Source organism: Aeromonas sp. 9A, assembly GCF_963900955.1.
GTDB lineage: Bacteria > Pseudomonadota > Gammaproteobacteria > Enterobacterales > Aeromonadaceae > Aeromonas > Aeromonas salmonicida.
On the sequence record NZ_CAWRFG010000001.1, the window covers coordinates 3,138,902 to 3,161,652 of the forward strand.

A 22,751-nucleotide genomic window follows, 5' to 3' on the forward strand; every position below is an offset into this window, starting at 1 on the left:
ATGAAAATCATTAACATCATAAAGGGTGTCGGCACCCAGTTACGTAGCCTGGGCATGGTGTTCTCCCATGCCTGGCGTCCCCGCGAGACCCTGAGCTATCCGGAGGAATCCGTCTATAGCACGCCCCGCTACCGTGGTCGTATCGTACTGACCCGTGATCCGGACGGTGACGAGCGCTGCGTGGCGTGCAACCTGTGCGCAGTGGCCTGCCCGGTCGGTTGCATCTCGCTGCAAAAAGCCGAACGCGACGATGGCCGCTGGTATCCCGAGTTCTTTCGCATCAACTTCTCCCGCTGCATCTTCTGCGGCTTGTGCGAGGAAGCCTGCCCCACTACCGCCATCCAGCTGACGCCGGATTTCGAAATGGGGGAATACCGCCGCCAGGATCTGGTGTACGAGAAAGAAGATCTGCTGATCAGCGGGCCCGGCAAATACCCGGACTACAACTTCTATCGCATGAGCGGGATGGCCATCGACGGCAAGCCGAAAGGGGATGCCGAGCACGAAGCCAAACCCATCGATGTCAAAAGCCTGCTGCCCTGAGGAGTCAATCATGGAACTGGCATTTTATGCCGCGGCCCTGGTCGCCGTTTACAGCACGCTGCGGGTGATCAGCACCAGCAATCCCATGCATGCGCTGCTCAATCTCATCATTTCGATCATCGCCGTGGCCATGATCTTCTTCTGCCTGGGAGCCTCTTTCGCGGGCGCCCTGCAGGTGATCGTCTATGCGGGCGCCATCATGGTGCTGTTCGTGTTCGTGGTGATGATGCTGAACCTGGGGTCGTCCCAGGCCCAGGAGAAGAAGTGGCTCACCCCCATGACCTGGGGCGGCCCCGCCCTGCTCTCTCTCATCCTGCTCGGCTTTCTGGCCTACGGCATCCTGGGCGTGACCGGTGGTCAGCTTGGTCTGAGTGACGTCAGTGCGAAAGAGGTGGGCATAGCCCTGTTCGGCCCCTATGTGCTGGCAGTGGAGCTGGCCTCCATCCTGCTGCTGGCGGGTCTGGTGACCGCCTACCATCTGGGTCGTGAAGACAAGAGCGGCGAAGTGCTTTCTGTCCCCCGCGCCTCATCCCGCTCGTCACAAGAAGGAGGACCGCTATGAATGGCATTCCAATGGAACACGGCCTTCTACTGGCTGCGATCCTGTTCTGCATCGGATTATGCGGTCTGCTGATCCGCCGTAACTTGCTGTTTATTCTCATGAGTATCGAGATCATGATGAATGCCTCGGCGCTGGCGTTTGTGGTGGCAGGCAGCCGCTGGGCCCAGGCCGATGGCCAGATCATGTACATACTGGTGATTTCTCTGGCGGCAGCGGAGGCCAGTATCGGCCTCGCCCTGTTACTGCTGCTCTATCGTCGTTACCACACCCTCAACGTGGACACTGTGAGCGAGATGCGCGGATGAGCCTCTTATACCTGACGTTTCTATTTCCGCTGCTGGGATGGCTGGTGCTGGCCTTCTCCATCGGCCGTTTCGGCGAGCGCACCTCGGCCCTGATTGGGGTTGGCAGCATAGGGTTGTCGGCCCTCACCACCCTGTGGGTCGGCGTCGATTTCCTCACTGCCATGCCGGTCGGCGGCGTCTATACCCAGACCCTGTGGCAATGGATGGCAGTGGGCAACTTCAGTCCCAGCTTCCGCCTCGCACTGGACGGCCTGTCGCTGACCATGCTGGGGGTAGTGACAGGGGTGGGTTTCTTCATCCACCTGTTCGCCTCCTGGTACATGCGCGGGGAAGAGGGCTATTCCCGCTTCTTCACCTATACCAACCTCTTCATCGCCAGCATGGTGTTTCTGGTGCTGGCCGATGACCTGCTGTTCGTCTACCTCGGCTGGGAAGGGGTGGGGCTGTGCAGCTACCTGCTGATCGGCTTCTACTACCAGGATCGTAAAAACGGCGCGGCGGCCCTCAAGGCGTTCGTGGTGACCCGGGTTGGCGACGTCTTCCTCGCCATCGGCCTCTTCATCCTTTACCGGGAGCTGGGCACCCTCAACATCCACGAGCTGCTGGTACGCGCCCCCGTTATGTTTGCCGAGGGCTCCCCTGCCCTCTCCCTGGCCTGCCTGATGTTGCTGGGCGGTGCGGTCGGCAAATCTGCCCAGCTGCCGCTGCAAACCTGGCTGGCGGATGCCATGGCGGGCCCGACCCCGGTCTCGGCCCTCATCCACGCCGCCACCATGGTGACCGCCGGTGTCTACCTGATTGCCCGCACCCACGGCCTCTTCCTGCTGGCCCCCGAGATCCTGCATCTGGTGGCGCTGGTCGGTGCCATTACTCTGGTGCTGGCCGGTTTCGCAGCCCTGGTGCAGACCGACATCAAGCGGATCCTCGCCTACTCCACCATGAGCCAGATTGGTTACATGTTTCTGGCCCTCGGGGTCGGTGCCTGGGAAGGGGCCATTTTCCATCTGATGACCCACGCCTTCTTCAAGGCGCTCTTGTTCCTCTCCGCCGGTGCCGTCATCGTTGCCTGCCACCATGAGCAGAACATCTTCAAGATGGGTGGCCTGCGCAAAAGCTTGCCGCTGGTCTATGCCTGCTTCCTGGTGGGGGGCTCGGCGCTGGCTGCCTTGCCGCTGGTGACCGCCGGTTTCTACAGTAAAGACGCCATCCTTTGGCAGGTGCAGGCATCCGGCCAGACCACCCTGTTGTGGGCGGGTCTGGTGGGCGCCTTCCTGACCTCGCTCTATACCTTCCGCCTCATTTTCATCGCCTTCCACGGCAAGGTGCAGACGCAAGCCCATGCCGGTCACGGTCTGGCCCACCAGCTGCCGCTGCTGGTGTTGCTGGTGCTCTCCACAGGTATTGGGGCCCTGATAGTGCCGCCACTGGCCGGGGTACTGCCAGCCGGGCCGGGAGACAATATCGAAGCGGGTCGCCATACCCTGGAGATCGTCTCCGGCATTGTTGCCATCGCAGGCATCGCCCTGGCGGCCTTCCTGTTCCTCGGCGAACGACGCCTGGCAAACAAGATTGCATCCAGCGCGCCGGGCCGTCTGCTCAGCACCCTCTGGTTCAATGCCTGGGGCTTTGACTGGTTGTATGAACGGCTGTGGGTCAAACCCTATCTGCTGGGGACCCGACTGCTTGGCAAGGACCCGCTGGACTGGATGATGAACCTGCCCGCCTGGCTGGCACAGCGCGGCCACCAACTGTTGGTCTGGACCGTTTCCGGCAAGTTGCGCTGGTATGCCGCCTCCATGGGGATGGGTGCCACCCTGATCCTGGCTCTGTTGCTGCTTGGCTGATCCCATGCGGCCCCTGAACGCGGACTAGTACCATTACTCGCACATAAACGAGAGCTGATATCGTGACCTTACTCTGGATCTTGTTAATTCCTTTCATCGGCGGTCTGCTCTGTTGGCAGATGGAGCGCCTTGGTGAGCAATTCGTACGCTGGGTTGCCCTGTTGTCGATGAGCGCCTGCCTGTTGCTCTCCTGCGCCATCTGGTGGAGCGGTGACTTCACCCTGATCAACCAGACCGGCGTGCCCGTCTGGGCCGCCGAGCTGCAACTGCCCTGGATCCCCCGCTTTGGCATCTCCTTGCACCTGGCGGTGGATGGCCTCTCCCTGTTGATGGTGATGCTCACCTGCTTTATCGGGGTGCTGGCCATCCTCTGCTCCTGGAAGGAGATAGTGCAGCGCATCGGCTTCTTCCACCTCAACCTGCTCTGGATCCTGGGGGGCGTGCTCGGTGTCTTCATGGCCGTGGACCTGTTCCTGTTCTTCTTCTTCTGGGAGATGATGCTGGTTCCCATGTACTTCCTGATCGCGCTGTGGGGCCATTCGGTCACCGATGGCAAGTCACGGATCAACGCCGCCACCAAGTTCTTCATCTACACCCAGGTCAGCGGCCTCATCATGCTGGTCGCCATCCTGGGTCTGGTGCTGACCCACCATGCCGCCACCGGCGTCTTCACCTTTAACTACGCGGATCTGCTCCACACGCCCATGAGCACGGGTGTCCAGTGGCTGCTGATGCTGGGCTTCTTCATCGCCTTCGCGGTCAAGATGCCGCTGGTGCCACTGCACGGCTGGCTGCCGGATGCCCACAGTCAGGCGCCGACCGCGGGCTCGGTTGACCTGGCAGGCATCTTGCTCAAAACCGCTGCCTATGGCCTGCTACGTTTTGCCCTGCCCCTGTTTCCGGAGGCCTCTGCCGAATTTGCCCCCTACGCCATGGCACTGGGTCTCATTGGCATCATCTACGGCGCCCTGGTGGCCTTTGCCCAGACCGACATCAAGCGGCTGGTGGCCTACACCAGCATCTCCCACATGGGCTTTGTGATGATCGCCATCTACTCAGGCAGCGAACTGGCATTGCAAGGTGCCGTGGTGCAGATGATTGCTCACGGGCTCTCTGCCGCTGGCCTCTTCATCCTGTGTGGTCAGCTTTACGAGCGGCTGCATACCCGGGATTTGCGCCTGATGGGTGGCCTCTGGGGCCGACTGCGTTACCTGCCCGGCGTCATGCTGTTCTTCTCGGTGGCTTCCCTTGGCATGCCGGGCACCGGCAACTTCGTCGGCGAGTTCCTTATCCTGATCGGCAGTTTCCAGGTCGCCCCCGTCATCACTGTCATCGCCACCTTCGGGCTGGTGCTGGCGTCCGTCTACTCCCTCATCATGCTGCAACGGGCCTGCTTCGGTGTGCCCAAAGAGACCACCATGCTCAAGGGGCTGGATCGCCGCGAACTGGTGATGATGATGACCATAGCCGGCCTGCTGGTGCTGCTCGGTGTCTATCCCCAGCCCATACTCGATACCGCTGGCAGCAGCCTGATGAGCGTGCTGCACTGGTACGCACTGCCATCCGCAGGAGCCTTGCAATGACATCTTCCTCTCAACGGCCCACCCTGTTGCCTTTCTTGCACACGACAGGAGCACTGCAATGACCTTCACCGCTTCTCAACTGCTGGCGCTTTTGCCCCTGCTGCTGACCACGGGGACCATGGTGGCCCTGATGCTGGCCATCGCCTGGCGACGCTGTGACGACACCGCCTTCATCGTCACCATCACTGGCCTGAACCTGACACTCTTCTCCCTGCCCATCGTCATGGCACAGGGTGACCAAGGGATCACTCCCCTGCTGCAGATCGATGGCTACGCCATCTTTTACATGGGACTGGTACTGGTCGGCGCGCTTGCAACCTGTACCTTCGGTCGCTCCTGGCTCAAGGGTTATCCGGACAACCGGGAAGAGTTCTACCTGCTGCTGGTGATCGCTACCATAGGCGGGCTTGTGCTGGCCGGCTCCCGTCATCTGGCGTCGCTGTTCATCGGGATCGAGATGCTGACCCTGCCCATGTTCGGTCTGGTGGGTTACGCCTACCGCGAGCGCCATTCGCTGGAGGCCAGCATCAAGTACATGGTGCTCTCCGCCGCCGCCACCGCCTTTCTGCTGTTCGGCATGGCCTTGCTCTATGCCCAGGCAGGCAGCCTGAGCTTCAGTGATCTGGGGCTGACCCTGGCACAGAGCCCCGCCCATCATCCACTGCTGATGGGCGGTCTCGGGTTGATGCTGGTCGGCTTTGGTTTCAAGCTGTCGCTCGCCCCCTTCCACCTCTGGACACCCGACGTCTATGAAGGCGCTCCGGCGCCGGTGGCCACTTTCCTCGCCACCGTCAGCAAGATAGCCGTGTTCTGCGTGCTGCTGCGATTCTATCTGGCGGTACCGGCGGCGGCGGATCCCATGATCCACTGGTTGCTGGCAGCCATGGCAGTTATCTCCATCGTCATCGGCAACCTGCTGGCGCTGCTGCAAACCAACATCAAGCGGATGATGGGGTACTCCTCCATCGCCCATTTTGGTTATCTGCTGGCAGTAGTGGTGGCGAGCCGCCTCGGCCAGATACCGGTGGAAGCCGCCGGTGTCTATCTGTTGATGTACCTGTTCACCAGCCTGGGTGCCTTCGGCGTCATCAGCATGATGTCCAGCCCGTATCGCGGCAAGGATGCGGATTCCCTGCACAGCTATCGCGGCCTGTTCTGGCACCGCCCTTACCTGACCGCAGTGCTGACAGTGATGATGCTCTCCCTGGCCGGTATTCCCATGACATTGGGCTTTATCGGCAAGTTCTATCTTATTGGCGTGACGGTCGAAGCCCGGCTGTGGTGGCTCTCCGGCGCCATAGTGCTCGGCAGCGCCCTGGGGCTCTACTACTACCTGAGGGTCATGGTCACTCTCTATATGCGTGAACCCGGCATGCAGATGCGTGATGCCAAGGGCGACTGGGCCGTCACCTCGGGCGGACTGGTGGTACTGCTCTCCGCCATCATAGTGGTGGCCATGGGCATCTATCCCCAACCGGTCATCAGCTTGGTGCAGGGCTTCCAGAACGTGGTCTTGCGCTAACCCGCCCTGATAGCCGATGCCCCTTGTGTCAGGCAGCATTGGCCATCTTCCAGATGTGAAAAAATCCGAAACCAGCTTGGCTGGTTTCGGATTTATGTGATTGTCAGCAGACGAAGCCAACCGATTCAGAATAGGACTTTAGTCGACACATGCCATTAATGTGTTTATTAAGATCCTTTATGTTTATGACAAGAATCTACTTTCTCAATGTAAAGTTATAGTTTCCCTCACCATTATAAGAATAAACTTTAAAACGATAATAACCACTGCTTGCAACATAGTTAATCGCTTCATTCGAGGTGACGCTGGTGGATGTTGCCACAGATATCCAGGTACTGTTTTGCCATTTTTCCAGTGACAAATCGAAATCAGCATTGCCGGGACCACTCAATACACCATACAGGGTTCCACCATCATATTGAAACCAGCTGCCATTCGGAATGATATGACTAACGCCCTTCCCACTCAGATAACCTGAGTAATTTTCTTGATTTGAATTACCCTGACCACCGATGTCAAACGTCATTCGACTTGAGACAGCGCTAATATTCGTCAGCTCCAATCCTGAATCAGCACCACTCCACCAGCGTGAGTTGGTTCCTCGACTGGACAGCGCATTGGGTTGAGTATCACTAAACGTGTCTTGCCCAGAAGCATGATACATATCATAAGCATCACCAAGATTAATATTTTTCTCTGGTTCACGATTTCCATCCGCATGTTCCATCTGAACATATGGATACCACTCATTATTATTGGAGCCATTAGGATCAACATGCCATACAATCAGACCTTGACCTGGCATATACTGATTTTGCCCGGCCTGAGTTCTTGTCTCTATATAAAAAGCTTCACCGGCTTTATTCGGGTTGGACCAGCGGTATAGTGTATTGCTGTTAGCCTGGTGACTCAATATCCCCGAAGGTGCATTGCCATTAACCGCAGGATTGAGCTCAGTGATCGTTTCCCAGCCACTCAGTGAGCGAAAGTAGCCATTGGGTGGAACTGGTTTTTTATGTCTGTTACCGGTTACACCGCCATATCCCATAATGCAGTGCGAGCCAGCGGATCCTCCTGAACTGCCATCGTAATCGTAAAGATCAGGCCAGCCGAACAACAGGTGTCCTGACTCGTGGATGAAGGTTCCGATAGATAAATTGCTATCCATGTTGGAGATCTGGTATTTGGATGCACAGACCCCATCGGCACACCAGCGGTTCAAGCCACCTTGATGAGGCCATAGGCCCTGAGCCCAGCCACCACCAGTCTTGCCAGAATAGAACACATTCAAACCACGAATATTGCCGTTACTATCTTTCGATATGGTCGAAAAGTCGAAGCCTTCGGTATATTCAAGCCAATCCAGCGCCTCGACGATCAACTCTCTTGCTCTGGCACCATAGGTTATCGCAGGGTCTGTGTAGTAGGACTTATATTTCTTGGCCGTATAATATCCAACCACAGTATTGGTATAGTCCAATTTATTACCAGACACGGCACGAAAATAGTCCCTGATTGATTGTGCATTTCCATGGCCTGTGTAACCGATTTGGTTGGTGTAGTTGATGACCTCACTGGGTGGAATAGAGCTGGATTCATCAGGAAACTGAATCAATATGGTCAACCCTCGAACATTACCTGTTACATTGGCATATTGACTGGCAAAACCACTGATTTTGGGTGATTGGGCTTGATATTGTAAAACTTGTAATTGCTTGGCGTTACGTTGCACGATAGAACGCTTGGCATGTTGAGGAATATCAGTGTCCTTCTGTATGGACCTGGTGCTAATACCATTCGACTCGGTAACCAGAATTCCGGTCGACTCAAACATCTCTTCATTTTCTGAAAGCTTGGCATAAGCGTAACCTTTCAGGGTATTGTCATAGATAACCGGATAGCCATCTTTAGTTCGTTGATCTGCGTAAAGAGTTGAGCCATTGAGGATCAACTCAAGTGTCGAACCATCCGGCTGCGTAACCGTGTGATGATAGTTGACGTAAGGTACTGCGGCTTTCGTTTGAACAGCGAACATGACTGACCCTATGATGGTTAAAATATTTAACCATCCTGCTCTTCCACTTTTCATTTTATCTTCCTTGTGAGTCCCGTGCAGAATAAGTCTTATATCCAGTTCATCAAGGGATCAAATTTTATTTTCAAACTGAGATGTGTGTAACCATTCACCGACGTGAATTAAAACAGAACCATGTCATTTTTTGTGGTTATATCCCAGATCAGAGAAGCGCCCCGCTATTCCCATGACATTGCACTTATTCGGGACTTTGCCACTCCCCCAGGCCGTGGCAGTGCCTTTCAGCACATGCCCTATGTCTGTACCTGAACACAAGGCTGGATAAACAGCAGGCCAGCTCGCTGGGTCATACCCGCCAGATAAACAAAGAGGGAGGCACAATGCCTCCCTCTTGTTATTCACACCTGTCACAAAACGGGCCAAGGATTGGATCCCCTGAGCACATTGCCCAAAAACCCGTTTTGTCTGCAAAGGCTGGCGAGTCAGGTCATGCCGCTTCTGCCAGCTCTTCCTCTTTTTTCTGGTACGCCTGGGGCGTGAGTCCCAGCAGCTCCTGTACGGTCGACGCGACCGTAATGGAAGAGATGGTACCCACCAGGACGCCGGTAAACAGCGTGAAGGCGAAGCCGAACAAAGCATCCCCTCCGAACAGCAGCAGAGCTCCCACGGTAAAGAGGGTGGTCCCCGAGGTGATCATGGTGCGGCTGAAGGTCGCCTTGATCGCCACGTCCGAGCACTCGTAGATGGAGAGTTTGGTGCGTGAGCTCAAGATGTCCCGCAGCCGGTCCGAGATGACGATGCTGTCGTTGAGCGAGTAACCGATCACCGCCATCAGGCCGGCGATCACGTTGAGGTCAAACTCGATGTGGAACAGCGCCAGCAGCCCTATCGCCACCAGACCATCGTGCAGCACAGAGATCAGGATGCCGATGGCCTGGCGCCACTCGAACCGTACCGCCAGGTAGGCGGAGATGGCCAGTGAGGCCACCAGCACCGCCAGCATCCCCTGCTGGAACAGCTCGGCGCCCACCTGGGGGCCGACTATGGTGGTGCGCAGCAGCTCCACCGGCAAGTTGAGCTGTTGACCCAGCATGATCGCCAGCTCCTCGGCCGGCCAGGGCAGCTCGTGGGGCGGCAGCTTGATGAGCCACTCTCCCGGAATGCCAGCGCCATTGAGTTCGATGGCCCCTGCCAGCGGCGCGCTCAGCAGGGCGTTGAGTTCATGGGCCTCTTTCAATGTCTGGATACGAAACTCCAGCAAGATACCGCCGGTGAAGTCGAGTCCGAGCTCCAGGCCGTTGATGGCCAGCACGGCTATGCTCGCCACTGTCAGCAACACGGAAATCCATAATCCAATGTAACGCCAGCGGGTCAAGCCCATGGCAACGATCATTCTCAACATAATTTTATCCTCGACAACAGCTGACTCGGGCTTCCCAACCGGAAGCGCGTGACGCAGGCGCGGAGCAGGCTCGAACGCGCGGCGCTATGGCACAGAGTAAATGCAGGGGTCACGGTCACACCCTCAGCAGCTTGGCGCTGCTCTTGCCCCACAAGGGGTTTATGATGGCGCGAGTACCCCAGATACCGGTCACCATGCTGGAGATGAGGCCCAGGATCAGGGTGATGGAGAAGCCCTGCAGCGGGCCAGAGCCGATGGAGTAGAGCACAACGGCACAGATCAGCGTGGTGATGTTGGCATCGAAAATGGTGCGAAACGCCGAGCGATAGCCAAAGTCGATGGCATTGGCAAGGCTACCCCCTTCACGCAGGCGATCCTTGATCCGCTCAAAGATGAGCACGTGGGTATCCACCGCCATGCCGACCGTGAGCACCAGGCCGGCGATCCCCGGCAGGGTCAGTACGGCTCCTGGCAGCACGGCCAGCATGCCCACCTGCATCAGCAGGTTGGCGATGAGCGCCGTGATGGCAACCCAGCCAAACTTGCGATACCAGGCCATCATGAACAGCATCATGCCCGCCATGCCGAACGCCAGCGCGGTGAAGCCAGCCTCGATATTTTGCAGCCCCAGGGTCGGCCCGATTGAGCGCTCCTCCAGGATCTTCAGCGGCGCTGTGAGGGCACCAGCCCGCAGCAGCATCGCCAGCTCCTGGGCTTCGGGTACGCTGGCAAGGCCTGTGATGCGGAACTGGTTGCCAAGGGCTGTCTGTATGGTGGCGACGTTGATCACTTCGCTCTGGGCACGCAGCTTGCCCTGAGTATTGGTCTTGTATTCGGTGAAGACGGTGGCCATGGCGCTGCCCACGTGCTGGCGGCTGAACTGGTTCATCTTGCTGCCACCCAGGGTGTCGAGCACTATGCTCACCTGGGGTTGTCCCATCTCCCCCATACCTGCCCGCGCATCGACGATGTGCTCACCGGTCAGTACCGGCTTGCGCGCCATGCCGACCGCCTGACCGTTGCGATCCGCCATGAAGAAGCGGCTCTCCGGCTGGGCCTGATAGAAGGCGAGTGACGCCGTGGCGCCTATCACTTCCTTGGCTTGCTTGGGATTGTGTACCCCTGGCAACTCGATGCGAATGCCATCCTGGCCCTGACGCTGGACCGAGGCTTCGACGATGCCGAGCTCGTTGATCCGTTTCTTGAGGATCGACAGGTTCTGGGTCACGGCGTTGTTGGCCAAGAGGCTGCGCTCAGCCTCGCTCATCACCAGTCGCAGCTCGTTGCCACTGCGATTGAGGGTCCACTGATCCTGTCGGGTACCGGCAGAATCCTTGATGATGTTGAGCCAGGGTGCCTGGTCGGCCACCTCGGGCAGTATGACCCGTACCTCACCCTCGCTCACCCGGGCCACGTTGGCGCCCCGCAGGCGCGCTTCACGGAACTGGCTGCGCAGCATGTCCACCAGGTTTCTGGTCTGGTTGTCCACCACGAAGCTGAGATCGACCCCGATCAGCAGCTGGGAGCCGCCACGCAAGTCCAGCCCGAGCTTGATGGGAGCCGCGCCGAGCTGGCTGATCCAGGTCGGGGCATTGGAATAGAACTCCAGGGTCAGGGCGGCGCTGTCATAGCCTTGCTGCTCCAGCAGCTGCTTGGCCCTTTGCTGTTCAGACTGGCTGCTGAACACCAGTTCGACCCGCTCTTTTTGTTGTACCTGTTTGACCGGCGCTATCTGGTTCTCAGCCAGCAGGGTGCGCTGCGCTTCTGTCAGGCTGGTCTGGCCGTGCAGGCCCAGTGAGGGTTGCTCACCGAAGAAGGTAGGCAGGGAGTAAAACGCGAAAGTGAACAGCATGAGCAGCAGCAGGGCGTACTGCCACTTGCTCATGCGGTTCAGGGTGATACGACTCTTTTTTCTCATGGCAAAAGCCTCTGTCAGGAGAAGGCGGCGGGCACGCACACCAAAAAGGTGAACGGCACGCAAGAAAATACAAATGAGACAGTGGGCCTGTTCACGCGCGGTGAGCAGGCTTTACGGGAGGCGATGAGGCTGTGCAGTAAGACCGGACCCCATCGGGATCAGGCGAGATAGCTCTGGGAGAAGCGATATTGCAGGTGTTGGCGTTGCAACCTGTGCCGATGAATGGTGGCAAAGCGGTCGCGAAAACTGTTTTTGGGGGAGTAGAGGACAGCGTAGAACAGCAGGCCGCACAGCAGCAACAGGATCGCCTGCTGCGACCAGCTCATGATCAGCTCGTAAACAACGCTGCCGGGCTGACTATCGCTACGCAGGGAGTGCTCTAGACGCAACAGGTGATTCTGGTGGGAGCCGACAAATTTGACGATGCCGTCATCGCTGTCACTGGCACTGTGGAGCGCCCGCGAGCTGTCTGACGGCTCGCCTGTGCCAGAATCATTCATCACCTGAGTATGCTGGCTGGCAGACGGATGAGCGGATACCTCAAACCCCTCCACCGAGACGGTAGAGAGCAACAGAGTGAGCGAGATGAGCAGTGTCATCAGCGTCAGTTTCACTTTGTCCAGCAGGCTCAAAAAGTTAATTCCCAAATAACAGAAAGGTCAAACTACCACAGAGGCCCGCCAAGGACAAGGCGGCAAGGCGCATCGCCGCGCTGACCTTGCAATGTCCCCCTGCGCTTACCCCTCGGACATCTTTCTAAAGTCCCGGGCATAGTCCTTGAGTAGGGAGTAAAGATGGGTGCGCTGGGAGATATCCAGCGACTGGCTCAGGGCGCTCAGCCAGTTGACGGTACGCTGGCGGGATTGATCCGTGTAGCCGGTGAAACGGCCATCCATGAGCCCATCCCCCTGCTGCAACAGGGCGGTGAGCTGGGCACCGAAGTCCGGGCTCTGGCGCTGCTTCATCAGCCGGGCAAGCTCCTTGGTCCAGGCGGTCTGGAACTCCAGCCAGGGGGCTTGCAGCTCATACTGCCACTCCACCCACTGCGCCACCAAAGGCGCCTGCGCCGGTTTCACTTCGCCAATCCAGAACACCAGTCGCTCGTTCATCTTGTCGGTGAACTCCTTGAGCATCTCGGCCTTGGGCTTGCGGGCAAAGTCATGCTCCCGCTCGGCCTGACGGGTGAGCCTGTCCTTCATGAACATGGCCACCTGATCTTCGGTCAGGGTGCGGGCCAGCCGAACGGCACGGGGAACCGTGTTCTCCAGGGTGCGGGTCAGGCTCTGCTGGGCCGCATCAAGATGGCGGGAAACCTGCGCCGGGCTCATGGGGCTCGCAACCGCCTTGGCCAGGGCATCGAGATCATCGGCATAACGGGGCACCTCGTGCTGACGGTGCCAGGCCATCAGCCCTTTGACCTCATGATCCAGCAAGCGCTTCTGGCCACGATCCAGCGAGAAGTAGTCATCCAGCTGCCAGACGATGGCCACGTCCAGCCAGTAATAGACAACGCGGGTAGAACAGCCCACCAGCAGCAGGCAGAGCAACAACAGACTCCAGCTGCGGGGCTGACGCCAGGAAAAGGTGGTCATCATGCACTACTCCAAACGTTGACGATTCATGTCGATCAGGGCCTGATAATCAGGCTCGGCTTGTTGCTCGGCCATCAGCAGGGCCCACAGCAGGCCAATGTAATCGACCCAGGGCAGGAAGGCCTGACTCTGAAAGCCCTTGGCTCCCAGCGTCCTCCCTGCCCGCTCAAGATAGCGCTGTTCCAGTGCCGCTCGCCGCTCGTCATCCCAACCGTGGGTGCGCTGTATGCTGGCGACCTCGAAACCGGGGTGACCGGCGGCGCCATACTCCCAGTCGATGACCCAGGGGCGCGACCCCAACAAATTAGCCGGATTGAGATCGTGATGGCAAGGGAGCCAGCAGTCGTCAGGCTCGCGGCTGGCAAGCAGCGCACGCTCCAGCGCAGGCAACCATTCAGGGATCCGGGCCAGACGGCCGCGATAACCGGCGGCATGAGCCCGCACCGCCATCACGACGGCAGGCACCGGCAGCCGGTGCAGTCGCACCAGCACCTCAGCCAGCAGGCCGGGCTGCTCGGCCAGGGGGGGTGGCGCCTCGGCCCAGTTTGGCTCGTCGCACCAGTCCAGCAACATCAAACCGCTGGCAGGATCGCTGTGGTGGCAGGGCAGCGCCAGCCCTTGTGCCATGGCGCCCTGATAGAGCTGCCACTCTGTCGCTCTGTCGATGCCGAGCCGATAGGGGTCGGGGTGACCAAGCCGCAAAAAATGACTGCGCCCCGAGGGGAGGCGCAGTCGATAGTTGCAGTTGGTCAGGCCACTGGCCAGAGATTCCAGCCGTCCCGAGCACCAGGGGACTGGCAGGCTGGCCAGCAGCTCGAGCTCTGCCAGATCACCAGCCAAAGGTGGATTTCTTCGCCTGTTTGCGGATCTCTTTCTGGTCGGCCCACAGCAGTTCGCCATTTTGCAGATCCATCAGGTTCATGGTCATCTGGTAGTAGACGTCCTTCACCTTGCCGTTGTCCTTGACGATGCTGCTGAGGTTGCCATAGACCATGTAGCGGGCACCGGTCTGCTTGCCCAGACGTACCATGGAGGCAGGATCCACCATGCCGCTGCTCTGCTGGTATTCAAGCTGCTGCTTGACCGCGGCCACCTTGCTCATGTCGACGAAGCGGAACTTGCCAACGCGCAGCAACTTGGTGCGGATGGTATCCGTGATGGCTTCGGTATCGATGTGCTCCGAGGTCTTGTTGCGGATGGAGTCCATGAACATAACGGGACGACCACCTGCAGTGATCTCGCTGGTCGCCGGTGAAGCGAGCATGGAATCCGCCATCTTGTCGGCAATGGCCTGCAGATCCGATGAGCCGTAATCCACGGTCACCGTCTCGGTTTCGGTGGGGTCGCCATAACTGACGGTGGTACTGGAACAGCCGCCAAGCAGCAGGGCGCCGCTCAATATCAGCAGGGCATGATTCATTTTCATCAGTTGGATTCCTCAATCACTTCGCGTACATAAATCCGGTATCCCTGAGCGGCCGGGCTCGGCGCCAGAGCAGGCAGGGTGCGGCTCTGATAGCCGTGGAGCTTGATGGGCGTCCAGCCGCGACCATCACTGGCCACTTCCTGCCCCGCCTCATCATACCAATAGAACATATATTGCAGCTTGTTATCGCCACGCTGGGTACTGGCAGCGGCCACATTGACCTGCAGCAGGCCGTTTTGCTCGCGCCGGCTCAGCTCGGTCAGGGTCACATTGACGTTCTGATGCTGCTCCTGCACAGGTGCCGCGCCCGCTGCGCCATAGAGCGCCACGCCGGACGTATTGGTGGCGCAGCCTGCCAGCAGCATAACCAACCCCAGGGCCAACCCGTATGCTTTCATCTTGATCTCCTTAGCCGGCGGCCACAGGGGCCCAACCGATCAGTCATGGGTGTCATTGTCGTTTGAGTGAGTGCCTAGAGCGGCATCACCCGGGTAGTCAGGCCTGCGCCGAGCCGCTGCACCCACACCAGGGTGGTACGCCCGCTGTGAACGGTGAGCGGCAGCGTGCGCACAGTGCTGCCCGCCCCCAGAGTGAGTTGCACCTCACCGGCCGGCAGCATGCCCTGCCAGCTGGATGCCTGAGCAGGCAGCGTCAGCCAGCTGCGGGTATCGGCCCGCTCAGAAAGGGTGTTGAAGATGCCCACCAGAATATTGCCCACATCACCTCCCTCCTTCGCGGCTGTGCGCCTCAACTGCTCCTTGGCTACCAGCCGCAGCGCCTGACGGGTCAGCATGCCCGGCAATCGCTCCTGCAGATCCTTGGCGGCCAGCGCTTCCAATCGCACCAGCTCGCTGGTCTGCTCGATTCGCTTGCCAACCGAGACCACAAGGGGACCGGTCTGGCTGGCTCTATTGTCGTAATAGGGGACGGCCACGGTAAAGGTACGAAAATCACCGCTGGAGGTAGAAATGGGCAGCGGCAGGAACAGCTCCCGCCGCGCCGGGATCAGCCCATCTTCAAACAACACCACCAGCTGACCCTGATCCTTGGCAAGCAGCGGCGCTTTGCGGCCCACCTTTTTTTCGGTCTCTTTCAGCTCATCCGGCGAGCCACGCAGCCGTGCCAGGCGCAGCAAGGCGTCCTGCAGGCTCTGGTTGTCCGGCGCTATCTGGTAACCCCGCTGATAGTCGACCCAGGCGTCGTTGAGATCCCCGGCCGCCTCATAGAGCACGCCGGAGAAATAGAAGGTGTAGGCGTTCTGAAAACCGTTTTTCACCTTGCCGATCAGCCGATCCAGATCCGGTGCCCCGCGCGACATGAGCTGGCGCATATTGCGATCTGTGCTGGCTTCGGCACCTTTTTCCCGGGCCTTGCTTACCTCCCCCGCTCGCGCCTTGAGGGCCCGCTCCTGCACCTGGTTGGCACGGCGTACCTCCACCAGCGCACCGTCGGCATCCCCCCGTTGCAGGTAATTCAGCGCCAGATAGTGATGCAGCATGGTGCGCTCATAATCCGGCGTCAGGTAGGCCATGCTCTGATCGTTGGTAAGCAGGCTGCCCGCCTGACTCAGGCCCTGGCTCAGCCGATACTCGGCCTGATTGTCTTCCCACTCGAGGCGGCTGTCGGCGGCGGCAAAGGCCTGCTTGCTGCCCGCATCCTGCCCGGCCAGCCAGGCGATGCGCCCCTGCTCCAGCCGGTCCAGCACATAGGTGTCATCACCCAGGGTGGATTCACGCACCTCGGGCAGGGCCTCGGCGGCATGTCCCAGCAGCAGCTGGTTGCGCAGGGGCACCATCTGATCGGAATAGGAGACGAACATATCCTGCCACTGGGAGGCGCAACCCCCCAGCAGGGTGCTGGCCAGCAACAGACCGGCCAGACGGGGAAACGGACTCATCACAGGCAGAGCAACGGCCCCAGGGATTGACCACCCACCAGATGCATATGGATGTGGTAGACCTCCTGCCCGCCGTGGCGGTTGCAGTTCATGATGAGGCGATAGCCATCCTCGGCGATACCGGCATCGGCAGCCAGCTTGCGTGCCACCGTGAACATGCGGCCAAGGGCCAGCTCATGCTCGGGCTCTACATCGTTGACGGTGGGGATCAGCACGTTCGGCACTATCAGGATATGGGTCTTGGCCTTGGGTTGAATGTCCCGGAATGCGGTCACCAAATCGTCTTGATAAAGGATGTCGGCGGGGATCTCTTTACGGATGATTTTGCTGAAAATGGTTTCTTGCGCCATGGATAACTCCCTTATATGAAAAAGAAAATTCTAAACCCACCTCAAGCGGCTCCCAAAGTTGCCGTCAGGGCCGGTCAAGTGTGACACAAGCCGATATTTGACACAGCCGTTGTCCCATTCTCTTCAGTTATTGTTAAAAATACCGATAGCCGGAGGACGTCTGCCGACGTCGCTCGCCCAGGGTGATAGCAGGGTATCAAATGGACGGGGTATTCAGGCAAGGGACTTTTGCATATACAGCGGGACAATAATGAAACAATCCATGTCAGACCTCTCCATCTTGCAGAGAGTCTATTTAGGCTTTGCCATTCTGGTGGCCGTGATGGCGGCGACCTCGGTACTCACCTTTCGCAGCCAGAGCGAGCTCAATCAGGCGCTGGATCAGGTTACCCGGCAATCCATGCCGCTGGTGATCGCCAGCAGCCAGACCCAGATCAGCCTGCTCAGCGCCAACAAATGGCTCACAGACGTGTTGACCGAGCAGGATCCCAAGCAGATCCCGGCCGAAGTGGCCGAGCTGCAACAGGCCAAGGCCCAGGTCGACAAGACACTCGCCACCCTCAGCCAGCAGGCCGCGGCGCACCCGCAACTGCAGGGTGACATGGCAACACTGACCAAACTGGTCAGCGACTATCTGCAGCTGACCGGGACGCTACCCACCGAACACCAGGCCCTGCTCACCCGTCTGCACAAGGTGAACCAGGCCAAGGGGCAGTTTCAGGTCAGTCTGCCCCAGTTCAAGAAAAACCTCGGCGACATGATGATCACCATCGACGACAGCTTCATCAAGATGCTGTCCGAGACCTTGACCACCAAGCTCTCCGCCATCGAGCTCTCCACCATGGATGCGCTCAACCAGAGCATCCCCGCCCCCATAGAGGCGGCGCTCAAACGCAACAAGATGCAGATCGAGGGCTTCAACAGCACCATCAAGGATCTGCAGGGGGAGCTCAAGGATTTCGACAACAACATGGGGCACTACGTCCATGGGTTCGTGCGCGACACCACGGCCAGCGAAGGGGTGCTTGCCCAATACCTGGCGTTGATGAAGCAGCAGGAGCGGATGCGCGAGGAGAGCAAGCAGGCCAGCAAGCTCATCGTCAGCATCCAGAGCAAACTGGAAGGGATCACCGATCAGAGCCAGCAGCTGATGAACAACAGCATTCGCGCCTCCGGCAAGGTGCAGGCCCAAAGCACCCTGACCCAGGGGATCAGCATCGCCATCGCCATTTTCATCGCCATCCTGGTGGCCTACACCCTGGGCAAAGCCATACGCCGCCCCCTCAAGGAGCTGCTGCGGGTGCTGACCGAAGTGACCCAGGGGGACATGACACAGCGCGTCGGTTTCAAGAGCCAAAACGAGTTCGGCCAGCTCGGCAGCCAGGTCAACCTGCTGATCCAGCAGATGGGGGATGTGCTCACCCAGCTCTCCCAGGCCTCGACCCAGCTCAATAGCGCCGCCCACGACAATCGCCACACCACGGAATCGGTGCGGGCGGATCTGGAAACACAGCGCCAGGAGACCGCCTCGGTCGCCGCCGCCATGACCCAGATGGAAGCCTCGGTGAGGGAAGTGGCCCAGGCCGCCAACCAGACCCTGGAGCGGGTACAGGACGTGGAGAAAGCCTCCGAGACCGGCCGTAAGGTGATGGCGGGCAACATCACCACCACCCATCAGCTGGCAGGCAAGTTGCAACAGACCGGCAAGGTGATTGGCGATGTCAGCGCCATGAGTGGCCAGATTGGCAATATCCTCGACGTCATTCGCGGTATCGCCGAGCAGACCAACCTGCTGGCCCTCAATGCCGCCATCGAGGCCGCCCGTGCCGGCGAGCAGGGCCGCGGCTTTGCCGTGGTAGCCGACGAAGTGCGCAGTCTGGCGGGGCGCACCGCCCAGTCCACCAGCGAGATCCAGACCATGATCGAGAACCTGCAGCAGGGGGTCGCCAAGGCGGTGACAGTGATGCAGGAGTGCTCCCGCGAGATGGACAGCTGCGTGGATCAGAGCTCCCACGCCAATACCGCCATGGAGGAGGTGCAGGGGATAGTGGTGCTCATCAGCGACATGTCGAGCCAGATCGCCTCCGCCGCCGAGCAGCAGCAGGCGACCAGTGCCGACATCGCCACCAACCTCAACCGCATCTCGGATATTTCGGATCTCAACTATCAGGGCATTGAACGGGTCGCCGAGACCAGCCAGCAGCTGGACGCCCTGGCCGAGCAGCAGGAGAATCTGGTCAAGCGCTTCAAGCTCAGCGCCTGAATCTCTCTCGCTGAAACAACAAGGCCCCGCTCTTGGCGGGGCCTTGTTTATCTGGTGGCAGTGCGGTGGGATCAGGCGTAGGCGATGGCGCCCTTGCCGACCCCTTCATAGGCCACGACCTTTACAAACTTGTCACCCACCGCTTTTTTCACTTCACGGGCTATGTAGCACGCCAGCAGCTCTATGGTGGTGTCGGTGTCGATCATCTCCACCTCGGCCGCCGGCATGGCGAGCTGAAACAACCCCTGGGGGGCCACATACTTGAATCCCAGATGCTGCTCACCCAGTTGGGCCCGGGCGACATCGCTCAAGTTCAGCTCGCTCACGTCCACCTTGTCTTCATCGGTGCCAAGGTAGATATCGGCCCAGCGCTCGGCCCAGTTCAGCTCGAGCTCACCGTCACGCATCCCATCCACATGGATTTCGATGGGAGAACGGTGGCCGTGGGCGATCCGCTGGCAGTTGCCATCGTGCTTCTTGAGACCGTGGCTGTAGTGATAGAAGGCACCGTCGATCTGCTCCTGACGCAGGGTCACCGACAGATCCCGGATGTTGCCGGGCAGACGCTGGGCCAACACCGCCAGCAGGTAGCGGGTGACGGACTCTTTATCGACCTGGGGCGCCGGTATGAAGGCAAAGCCCTGAGTCGGGCAGCGCAAGTGAATGGATCCCTGGGGGCGCAGCAGATCGACCGTGCTCTCCTCCCCCTCCAGATGCGCCACATGGATCAGGGCGCACTCGGCCGGCACCAGCAGCTTGTGATCCACCTCTTCGTCGATGATCGACTTGATCAGCTTTTTCACCCGACCAAAGTCCAGCAACATGCTCATCTCGTTGAGCTCGCCGCTCATCTCGACGTCCACCAGCCAGCTCTCCCCCACCATGCCGCGGCGTTCGCACAGGTAGCTGGAGTCGATCACGGTCAAATCTCTTACAAATAACTTCATCAGTCAGACCTTGCTACAGAGAAAGTACAGTTTGCGATATTATGACCCGCGATCACTGACAAAGGAACTGGACTCCCCCATGAACAAATTGCTTATCAAGAATGCCACCCTGGTCAACGAAGGCCGCATCTACGCCTCTGATGTATTGATTGAAGGGGAACGGATCGCCCGGATCGCCCCCCATATCGAGGCGCCCGATGCCGTTGTGATCGATGCGGCAGGCCGCCACCTCATCCCCGGCATGATCGATGATCAAGTCCATTTCCGGGAACCTGGCCTGACCCACAAGGGGACCATCGCCAGTGAATCCCGGGCCGCCGTGGCAGGTGGCACCACCAGCTTCATGGAAATGCCCAACGTCAATCCCCAGACCACCACCCTCGACGCCCTCGAAGCCAAATACCAGATAGCCGCCAACTCCTCCGCCGCCAACTACAGCTTCTATCTCGGCGCCACCAACGACAACCTCGACGAGATCAAACGCCTCGATCCCAAGCAGTCCTGCGGTGTCAAGGTGTTCATGGGGTCGTCCACCGGCAACATGCTGGTGGACAATCAGGAGACACTGGCCGCCATCTTCCGCGAGAGCCCTGTGATGATAGTCACCCACTGCGAGGACACCCCCTCCATCAAGGTGCTGGAAGACGAGGCCCGCGCCAAGTGGGGCGAAGATGTGCCGATGCGCGAACACGGCCGCATTCGCAATGACGAAGCCTGTTACAAGTCCTCCAGCATGGCGGTGGGTCTGGCGAAAAAGTACGGTGCCAAGCTGCATGTGCTGCACCTCACCTCCGCCAAGGAGCTGTCGCTCTTTACCGCCAGCCATGATCTCAGCGAGCTGAAAGACAAGAACATCACCGCCGAGGTATGCGTCCACCATCTCTTCTTCAACGAGGCTGATTACGACACTCTGGGCAGCCAGATCAAATGCAACCCGGCGGTGAAGACAGCCGCCGACCAACACGCCCTGCTGGATGCGGTGCGCAACGACGTGCTGGACATCATTGCCACCGACCACGCCCCCCACACCTGGGAGGAGAAGCAGAACAGCTACTTCAAGGCGCCGTCCGGCATCCCTCTGGTGCAGCACTCCATGCTGGCCCTGCTGGAGCTCTACCACAACGGCGTGTTTTCACTGGAGACTATCGTCAAGAAGACATCCCACGCGGTAGCCGAGCGCTTCCAGGTGCAAGATCGCGGCTACATTCGTGAGGGCTACTTCGCAGATCTGGTGCTGCTGGATCTGGGCAAGCCCTATGTGGTCAACGACAGCAACCTGCTCTACCTGTGTGGCTGGTCACCCTTCAACGGTTACCGCTTCCACAGCACGGTGGAGATGACCTTGGTGAATGGCCAGATCGCCTGGCAAAACGGCCAGGTCACCGATCAGGTGCTGGGCAAGCGGTTGACTTTCAACCGCTGATCCGGTCACCACTGATGCAAACGGCCGCCCCCAGGGCGGCCGCTTTTTTATGGTGTCTTGAAAAATGCGTCACAACGCCCCCTGAAATGCGCTCTCGATGGCCGAATTCAACCACTGTGGCGGCACTTTGAGCGTCAATTGCTCGCAAAGCAGGCAAACAGTCTCAGAGCCGGATTTCCCCTGTTGACAGGGTCGAAGCATCTCCATAAACTCAGCCCCCGTCAGCCGAGCTGACTCCGTCGGTGTGTAGCGCAGCCAGGTAGCGCATCTGCATGGGGTGTAGAGGGTCGGAGGTTCGAATCCTCTCACACCGACCAAATTCCCCGGTAAAGGCCTTGTCAAACGACAAGGCCTTTTCTTTTGTGCCGCGTCTCTGGCACTGCCCGTTGATGACCTGAGCGACGATTGTCTCACTGATCGGTTTGTGCTGTAGTGACAAGGTGTTTCGCCAACCGGCCATCGAGATGCAACGTCCGCTCCTCCTCTCCTTTTGCTCACCCCTGCATGTTCTGCTGCTTGTCGTCAGCCTGTTCGGCACCCTACTGGGCGGCTGTGCCACCTCCTATCACAGCGAAAAGTCATTCTGGAACGGCCGGACCGGCTTCTCAAAGACACAACTTGGCCCCGACAAGTGGCAGCTGGAGTTTGTCGGTAACGATCTGATCGACCGGGAAACGGCTCGCAAGTATGTGCTCAAGCGCGCGGGCGAGATGGCGCAAAGCCGGGGCTATGAGTGGATTGAGGTGAACGAACTGACGCTGCAGCGCGATGCGGTCAGGGTCACCCCCTCGCGCCCCGTGTTCGGCTTTGATGAAGAGGAACCGGACCTCTTCCTGGCACAGATGCAGGTGCAACACACCACCTCGGCCCTGCTGATTTTTACCCTGCTGCATCAGCCCTTACACGAACAGTGCATGGAAGCCAAATATCTTGTTAACATCAAAATAAACGGCGATTAATATCGATAAAATGCAAGATCCATATCACATACAACTAACGACAGCATAAAACACTGATGCAAGACGCTGGATTTACCCCCCCGAATTAGGCATGCTGCAAGCACACCGGCTGTCAGGAATCTACGGCCCGGATCACAAAAACGGACTGAAGTGGCACCCCTGCCACTCAAAACGCTTTGC

General features: G+C 59.0%; 20 protein-coding genes and 1 tRNA gene. 10 read left to right on the plus strand and 11 right to left on the minus strand.

The features are described 5' to 3' along the window. The 6 genes from nuoI to nuoN all read left to right on the plus strand — a co-directional run bounded on the left by nuoI (nt 1) and on the right by nuoN (nt 6,359). Nucleotides 1–543, plus strand: a complete 543-nt coding sequence (gene nuoI / locus AACX78_RS14540; protein ID WP_058395410.1) for an NADH-quinone oxidoreductase subunit NuoI — start codon at nt 1–3, stop codon at nt 541–543. 10 nt (nt 544–553) lie between these two features. Continuing rightward, complete coding sequence (gene nuoJ / locus AACX78_RS14545) at nt 554–1,105, plus strand: NADH-quinone oxidoreductase subunit J (RefSeq protein ID WP_058395411.1); 552 nt, start codon at nt 554–556, stop codon at nt 1,103–1,105. Then, complete coding sequence (gene nuoK / locus AACX78_RS14550; RefSeq protein WP_005314891.1) at nt 1,102–1,410, plus strand: NADH-quinone oxidoreductase subunit NuoK; 309 nt, start codon at nt 1,102–1,104, stop codon at nt 1,408–1,410. Before nuoJ ends, nuoK begins: the two co-directional genes overlap by 4 nt. Beyond that, nucleotides 1,407–3,254, plus strand: coding sequence for an NADH-quinone oxidoreductase subunit L (nuoL, locus tag AACX78_RS14555; RefSeq protein WP_159166639.1), 1,848 nt, complete (start codon nt 1,407–1,409; stop codon nt 3,252–3,254). Before nuoK ends, nuoL begins: the two co-directional genes overlap by 4 nt. Nucleotides 3,255–3,316: 62 nt before the next feature. After that, complete coding sequence (gene nuoM, locus AACX78_RS14560) at nt 3,317–4,837, plus strand: NADH-quinone oxidoreductase subunit M (protein ID WP_159166640.1); 1,521 nt, start codon at nt 3,317–3,319, stop codon at nt 4,835–4,837. A 58-nt stretch (nt 4,838–4,895) separates the two neighbouring features. Further along, the gene (nuoN, locus tag AACX78_RS14565; RefSeq protein WP_058395413.1) at nt 4,896–6,359 is read left to right on the plus strand and encodes an NADH-quinone oxidoreductase subunit NuoN; all 1,464 of its coding nucleotides are present in this window, start codon (nt 4,896–4,898) and stop codon (nt 6,357–6,359) included. Between the two features lie 196 nt (nt 6,360–6,555). Here nuoN and AACX78_RS14570 read toward each other — a convergent pair whose 3' ends face one another. The 10 genes from AACX78_RS14570 to hinT all read right to left on the minus strand — a co-directional run bounded on the left by AACX78_RS14570 (nt 6,556) and on the right by hinT (nt 16,979). Beyond that, nucleotides 6,556–8,448: a M6 family metalloprotease domain-containing protein gene (locus tag AACX78_RS14570; RefSeq protein WP_236556340.1), complete on the minus strand. Its 1,893-nt coding sequence runs from the start codon at nt 8,446–8,448 to the stop codon at nt 6,556–6,558. 433 nt (nt 8,449–8,881) lie between these two features. After that, complete coding sequence (secF, locus tag AACX78_RS14575; protein WP_170946506.1) at nt 8,882–9,796, minus strand: protein translocase subunit SecF; 915 nt, start codon at nt 9,794–9,796, stop codon at nt 8,882–8,884. A gap of 115 nt (nt 9,797–9,911) precedes the next feature. Beyond that, nucleotides 9,912–11,714: a protein translocase subunit SecD gene (gene secD / locus AACX78_RS14580; protein WP_159166641.1), complete on the minus strand. Its 1,803-nt coding sequence runs from the start codon at nt 11,712–11,714 to the stop codon at nt 9,912–9,914. 158 nt (nt 11,715–11,872) lie between these two features. Beyond that, nucleotides 11,873–12,346: a hypothetical protein gene (locus AACX78_RS14585; RefSeq protein ID WP_159166642.1), complete on the minus strand. Its 474-nt coding sequence runs from the start codon at nt 12,344–12,346 to the stop codon at nt 11,873–11,875. Between the two features lie 105 nt (nt 12,347–12,451). Further along, nucleotides 12,452–13,309: a DUF6279 family lipoprotein gene (locus AACX78_RS14590; protein ID WP_159166643.1), complete on the minus strand. Its 858-nt coding sequence runs from the start codon at nt 13,307–13,309 to the stop codon at nt 12,452–12,454. Between the two features lie 3 nt (nt 13,310–13,312). Then, nucleotides 13,313–14,146, minus strand: coding sequence for a phosphotransferase (locus AACX78_RS14595; protein WP_159166644.1), 834 nt, complete (start codon nt 14,144–14,146; stop codon nt 13,313–13,315). After that, nucleotides 14,136–14,732 carry a penicillin-binding protein activator LpoB gene (lpoB, locus tag AACX78_RS14600; RefSeq protein ID WP_005314873.1) on the minus strand — a complete coding sequence of 199 codons (597 nt, stop codon included), beginning with the start codon at nt 14,730–14,732 and terminating at the stop codon, nt 14,136–14,138. The genes AACX78_RS14595 and lpoB overlap by 11 nt, the downstream gene beginning before the upstream one ends. Continuing rightward, the gene (locus AACX78_RS14605; RefSeq protein ID WP_159166645.1) at nt 14,732–15,130 is read right to left on the minus strand and encodes a YcfL family protein; all 399 of its coding nucleotides are present in this window, start codon (nt 15,128–15,130) and stop codon (nt 14,732–14,734) included. Before AACX78_RS14605 ends, lpoB begins: the two co-directional genes overlap by 1 nt. 74 nt (nt 15,131–15,204) lie before the next feature. After that, nucleotides 15,205–16,629: a COG3014 family protein gene (locus AACX78_RS14610; protein ID WP_201302862.1), complete on the minus strand. Its 1,425-nt coding sequence runs from the start codon at nt 16,627–16,629 to the stop codon at nt 15,205–15,207. Then, on the minus strand, nt 16,629–16,979 hold the full coding sequence (gene hinT / locus AACX78_RS14615) for a purine nucleoside phosphoramidase (protein WP_005314859.1): 351 nt from the start codon (nt 16,977–16,979) through the stop codon (nt 16,629–16,631). Before hinT ends, AACX78_RS14610 begins: the two co-directional genes overlap by 1 nt. 250 nt (nt 16,980–17,229) lie before the next feature. On the opposite strand from hinT, the gene AACX78_RS14620 reads away from it, so the two are divergent. Further along, nucleotides 17,230–19,242, plus strand: a complete 2,013-nt coding sequence (locus AACX78_RS14620) for a methyl-accepting chemotaxis protein (protein WP_011898620.1) — start codon at nt 17,230–17,232, stop codon at nt 19,240–19,242. Between the two features lie 71 nt (nt 19,243–19,313). On the opposite strand, the gene AACX78_RS14625 is transcribed toward AACX78_RS14620, so the two are convergent. Continuing rightward, nucleotides 19,314–20,189, minus strand: coding sequence for a 6-carboxytetrahydropterin synthase (locus AACX78_RS14625; RefSeq protein ID WP_058395424.1), 876 nt, complete (start codon nt 20,187–20,189; stop codon nt 19,314–19,316). Between the two features lie 79 nt (nt 20,190–20,268). Here AACX78_RS14625 and AACX78_RS14630 point away from each other — a divergent pair, with 79 nt between their 5' ends. From AACX78_RS14630 to AACX78_RS14640, 3 genes are all read left to right on the plus strand, one after another. After that, nucleotides 20,269–21,612 carry a dihydroorotase gene (locus tag AACX78_RS14630; protein ID WP_005314854.1) on the plus strand — a complete coding sequence of 448 codons (1,344 nt, stop codon included), beginning with the start codon at nt 20,269–20,271 and terminating at the stop codon, nt 21,610–21,612. A 240-nt stretch (nt 21,613–21,852) separates the two neighbouring features. Next, a tRNA-Pro gene (locus AACX78_RS14635) sits at nt 21,853–21,929 on the plus strand. A gap of 147 nt (nt 21,930–22,076) precedes the next feature. After that, entirely contained in the window at nt 22,077–22,571 is a 495-nt protein-coding gene (locus tag AACX78_RS14640) for a CC0125/CC1285 family lipoprotein (RefSeq protein ID WP_234593193.1), read from the plus strand. The last annotated feature ends 180 nt before the right edge of the window (nt 22,572–22,751 follow it).

Excerpts from the sequence above, each read along its gene's own strand:
- AACX78_RS14640 (WP_234593193.1), top strand. The coding sequence starts at position 22,077 with ATGCAACGTCCGCTCCTCCTCTCCTTTTGCTCACCCCTGCATGTTCTG.
- AACX78_RS14625 (WP_058395424.1), bottom strand. The coding sequence starts at position 20,189 with ATGAAGTTATTTGTAAGAGATTTGACCGTGATCGACTCCAGCTACCTG.
- hinT (WP_005314859.1), bottom strand. The coding sequence starts at position 16,979 with ATGGCGCAAGAAACCATTTTCAGCAAAATCATCCGTAAAGAGATCCCC.
- AACX78_RS14610 (WP_201302862.1), bottom strand. The coding sequence starts at position 16,629 with ATGAGTCCGTTTCCCCGTCTGGCCGGTCTGTTGCTGGCCAGCACCCTG.
- nuoN (WP_058395413.1), top strand. The coding sequence starts at position 4,896 with ATGACCTTCACCGCTTCTCAACTGCTGGCGCTTTTGCCCCTGCTGCTG.
- nuoI (WP_058395410.1), top strand. The coding sequence starts at position 1 with ATGAAAATCATTAACATCATAAAGGGTGTCGGCACCCAGTTACGTAGC.
- lpoB (WP_005314873.1), bottom strand. The coding sequence starts at position 14,732 with ATGAAAATGAATCATGCCCTGCTGATATTGAGCGGCGCCCTGCTGCTT.
- secF (WP_170946506.1), bottom strand. The coding sequence starts at position 9,796 with ATGTTGAGAATGATCGTTGCCATGGGCTTGACCCGCTGGCGTTACATT.
- nuoJ (WP_058395411.1), top strand. The coding sequence starts at position 554 with ATGGAACTGGCATTTTATGCCGCGGCCCTGGTCGCCGTTTACAGCACG.
- AACX78_RS14605 (WP_159166645.1), bottom strand. The coding sequence starts at position 15,130 with ATGAAAGCATACGGGTTGGCCCTGGGGTTGGTTATGCTGCTGGCAGGC.
- AACX78_RS14630 (WP_005314854.1), top strand. The coding sequence starts at position 20,269 with ATGAACAAATTGCTTATCAAGAATGCCACCCTGGTCAACGAAGGCCGC.
- nuoL (WP_159166639.1), top strand. The coding sequence starts at position 1,407 with ATGAGCCTCTTATACCTGACGTTTCTATTTCCGCTGCTGGGATGGCTG.
- secD (WP_159166641.1), bottom strand. The coding sequence starts at position 11,714 with ATGAGAAAAAAGAGTCGTATCACCCTGAACCGCATGAGCAAGTGGCAG.
- AACX78_RS14620 (WP_011898620.1), top strand. The coding sequence starts at position 17,230 with ATGAAACAATCCATGTCAGACCTCTCCATCTTGCAGAGAGTCTATTTA.
- nuoK (WP_005314891.1), top strand. The coding sequence starts at position 1,102 with ATGAATGGCATTCCAATGGAACACGGCCTTCTACTGGCTGCGATCCTG.
- AACX78_RS14590 (WP_159166643.1), bottom strand. The coding sequence starts at position 13,309 with ATGATGACCACCTTTTCCTGGCGTCAGCCCCGCAGCTGGAGTCTGTTG.
- AACX78_RS14570 (WP_236556340.1), bottom strand. The coding sequence starts at position 8,448 with ATGAAAAGTGGAAGAGCAGGATGGTTAAATATTTTAACCATCATAGGG.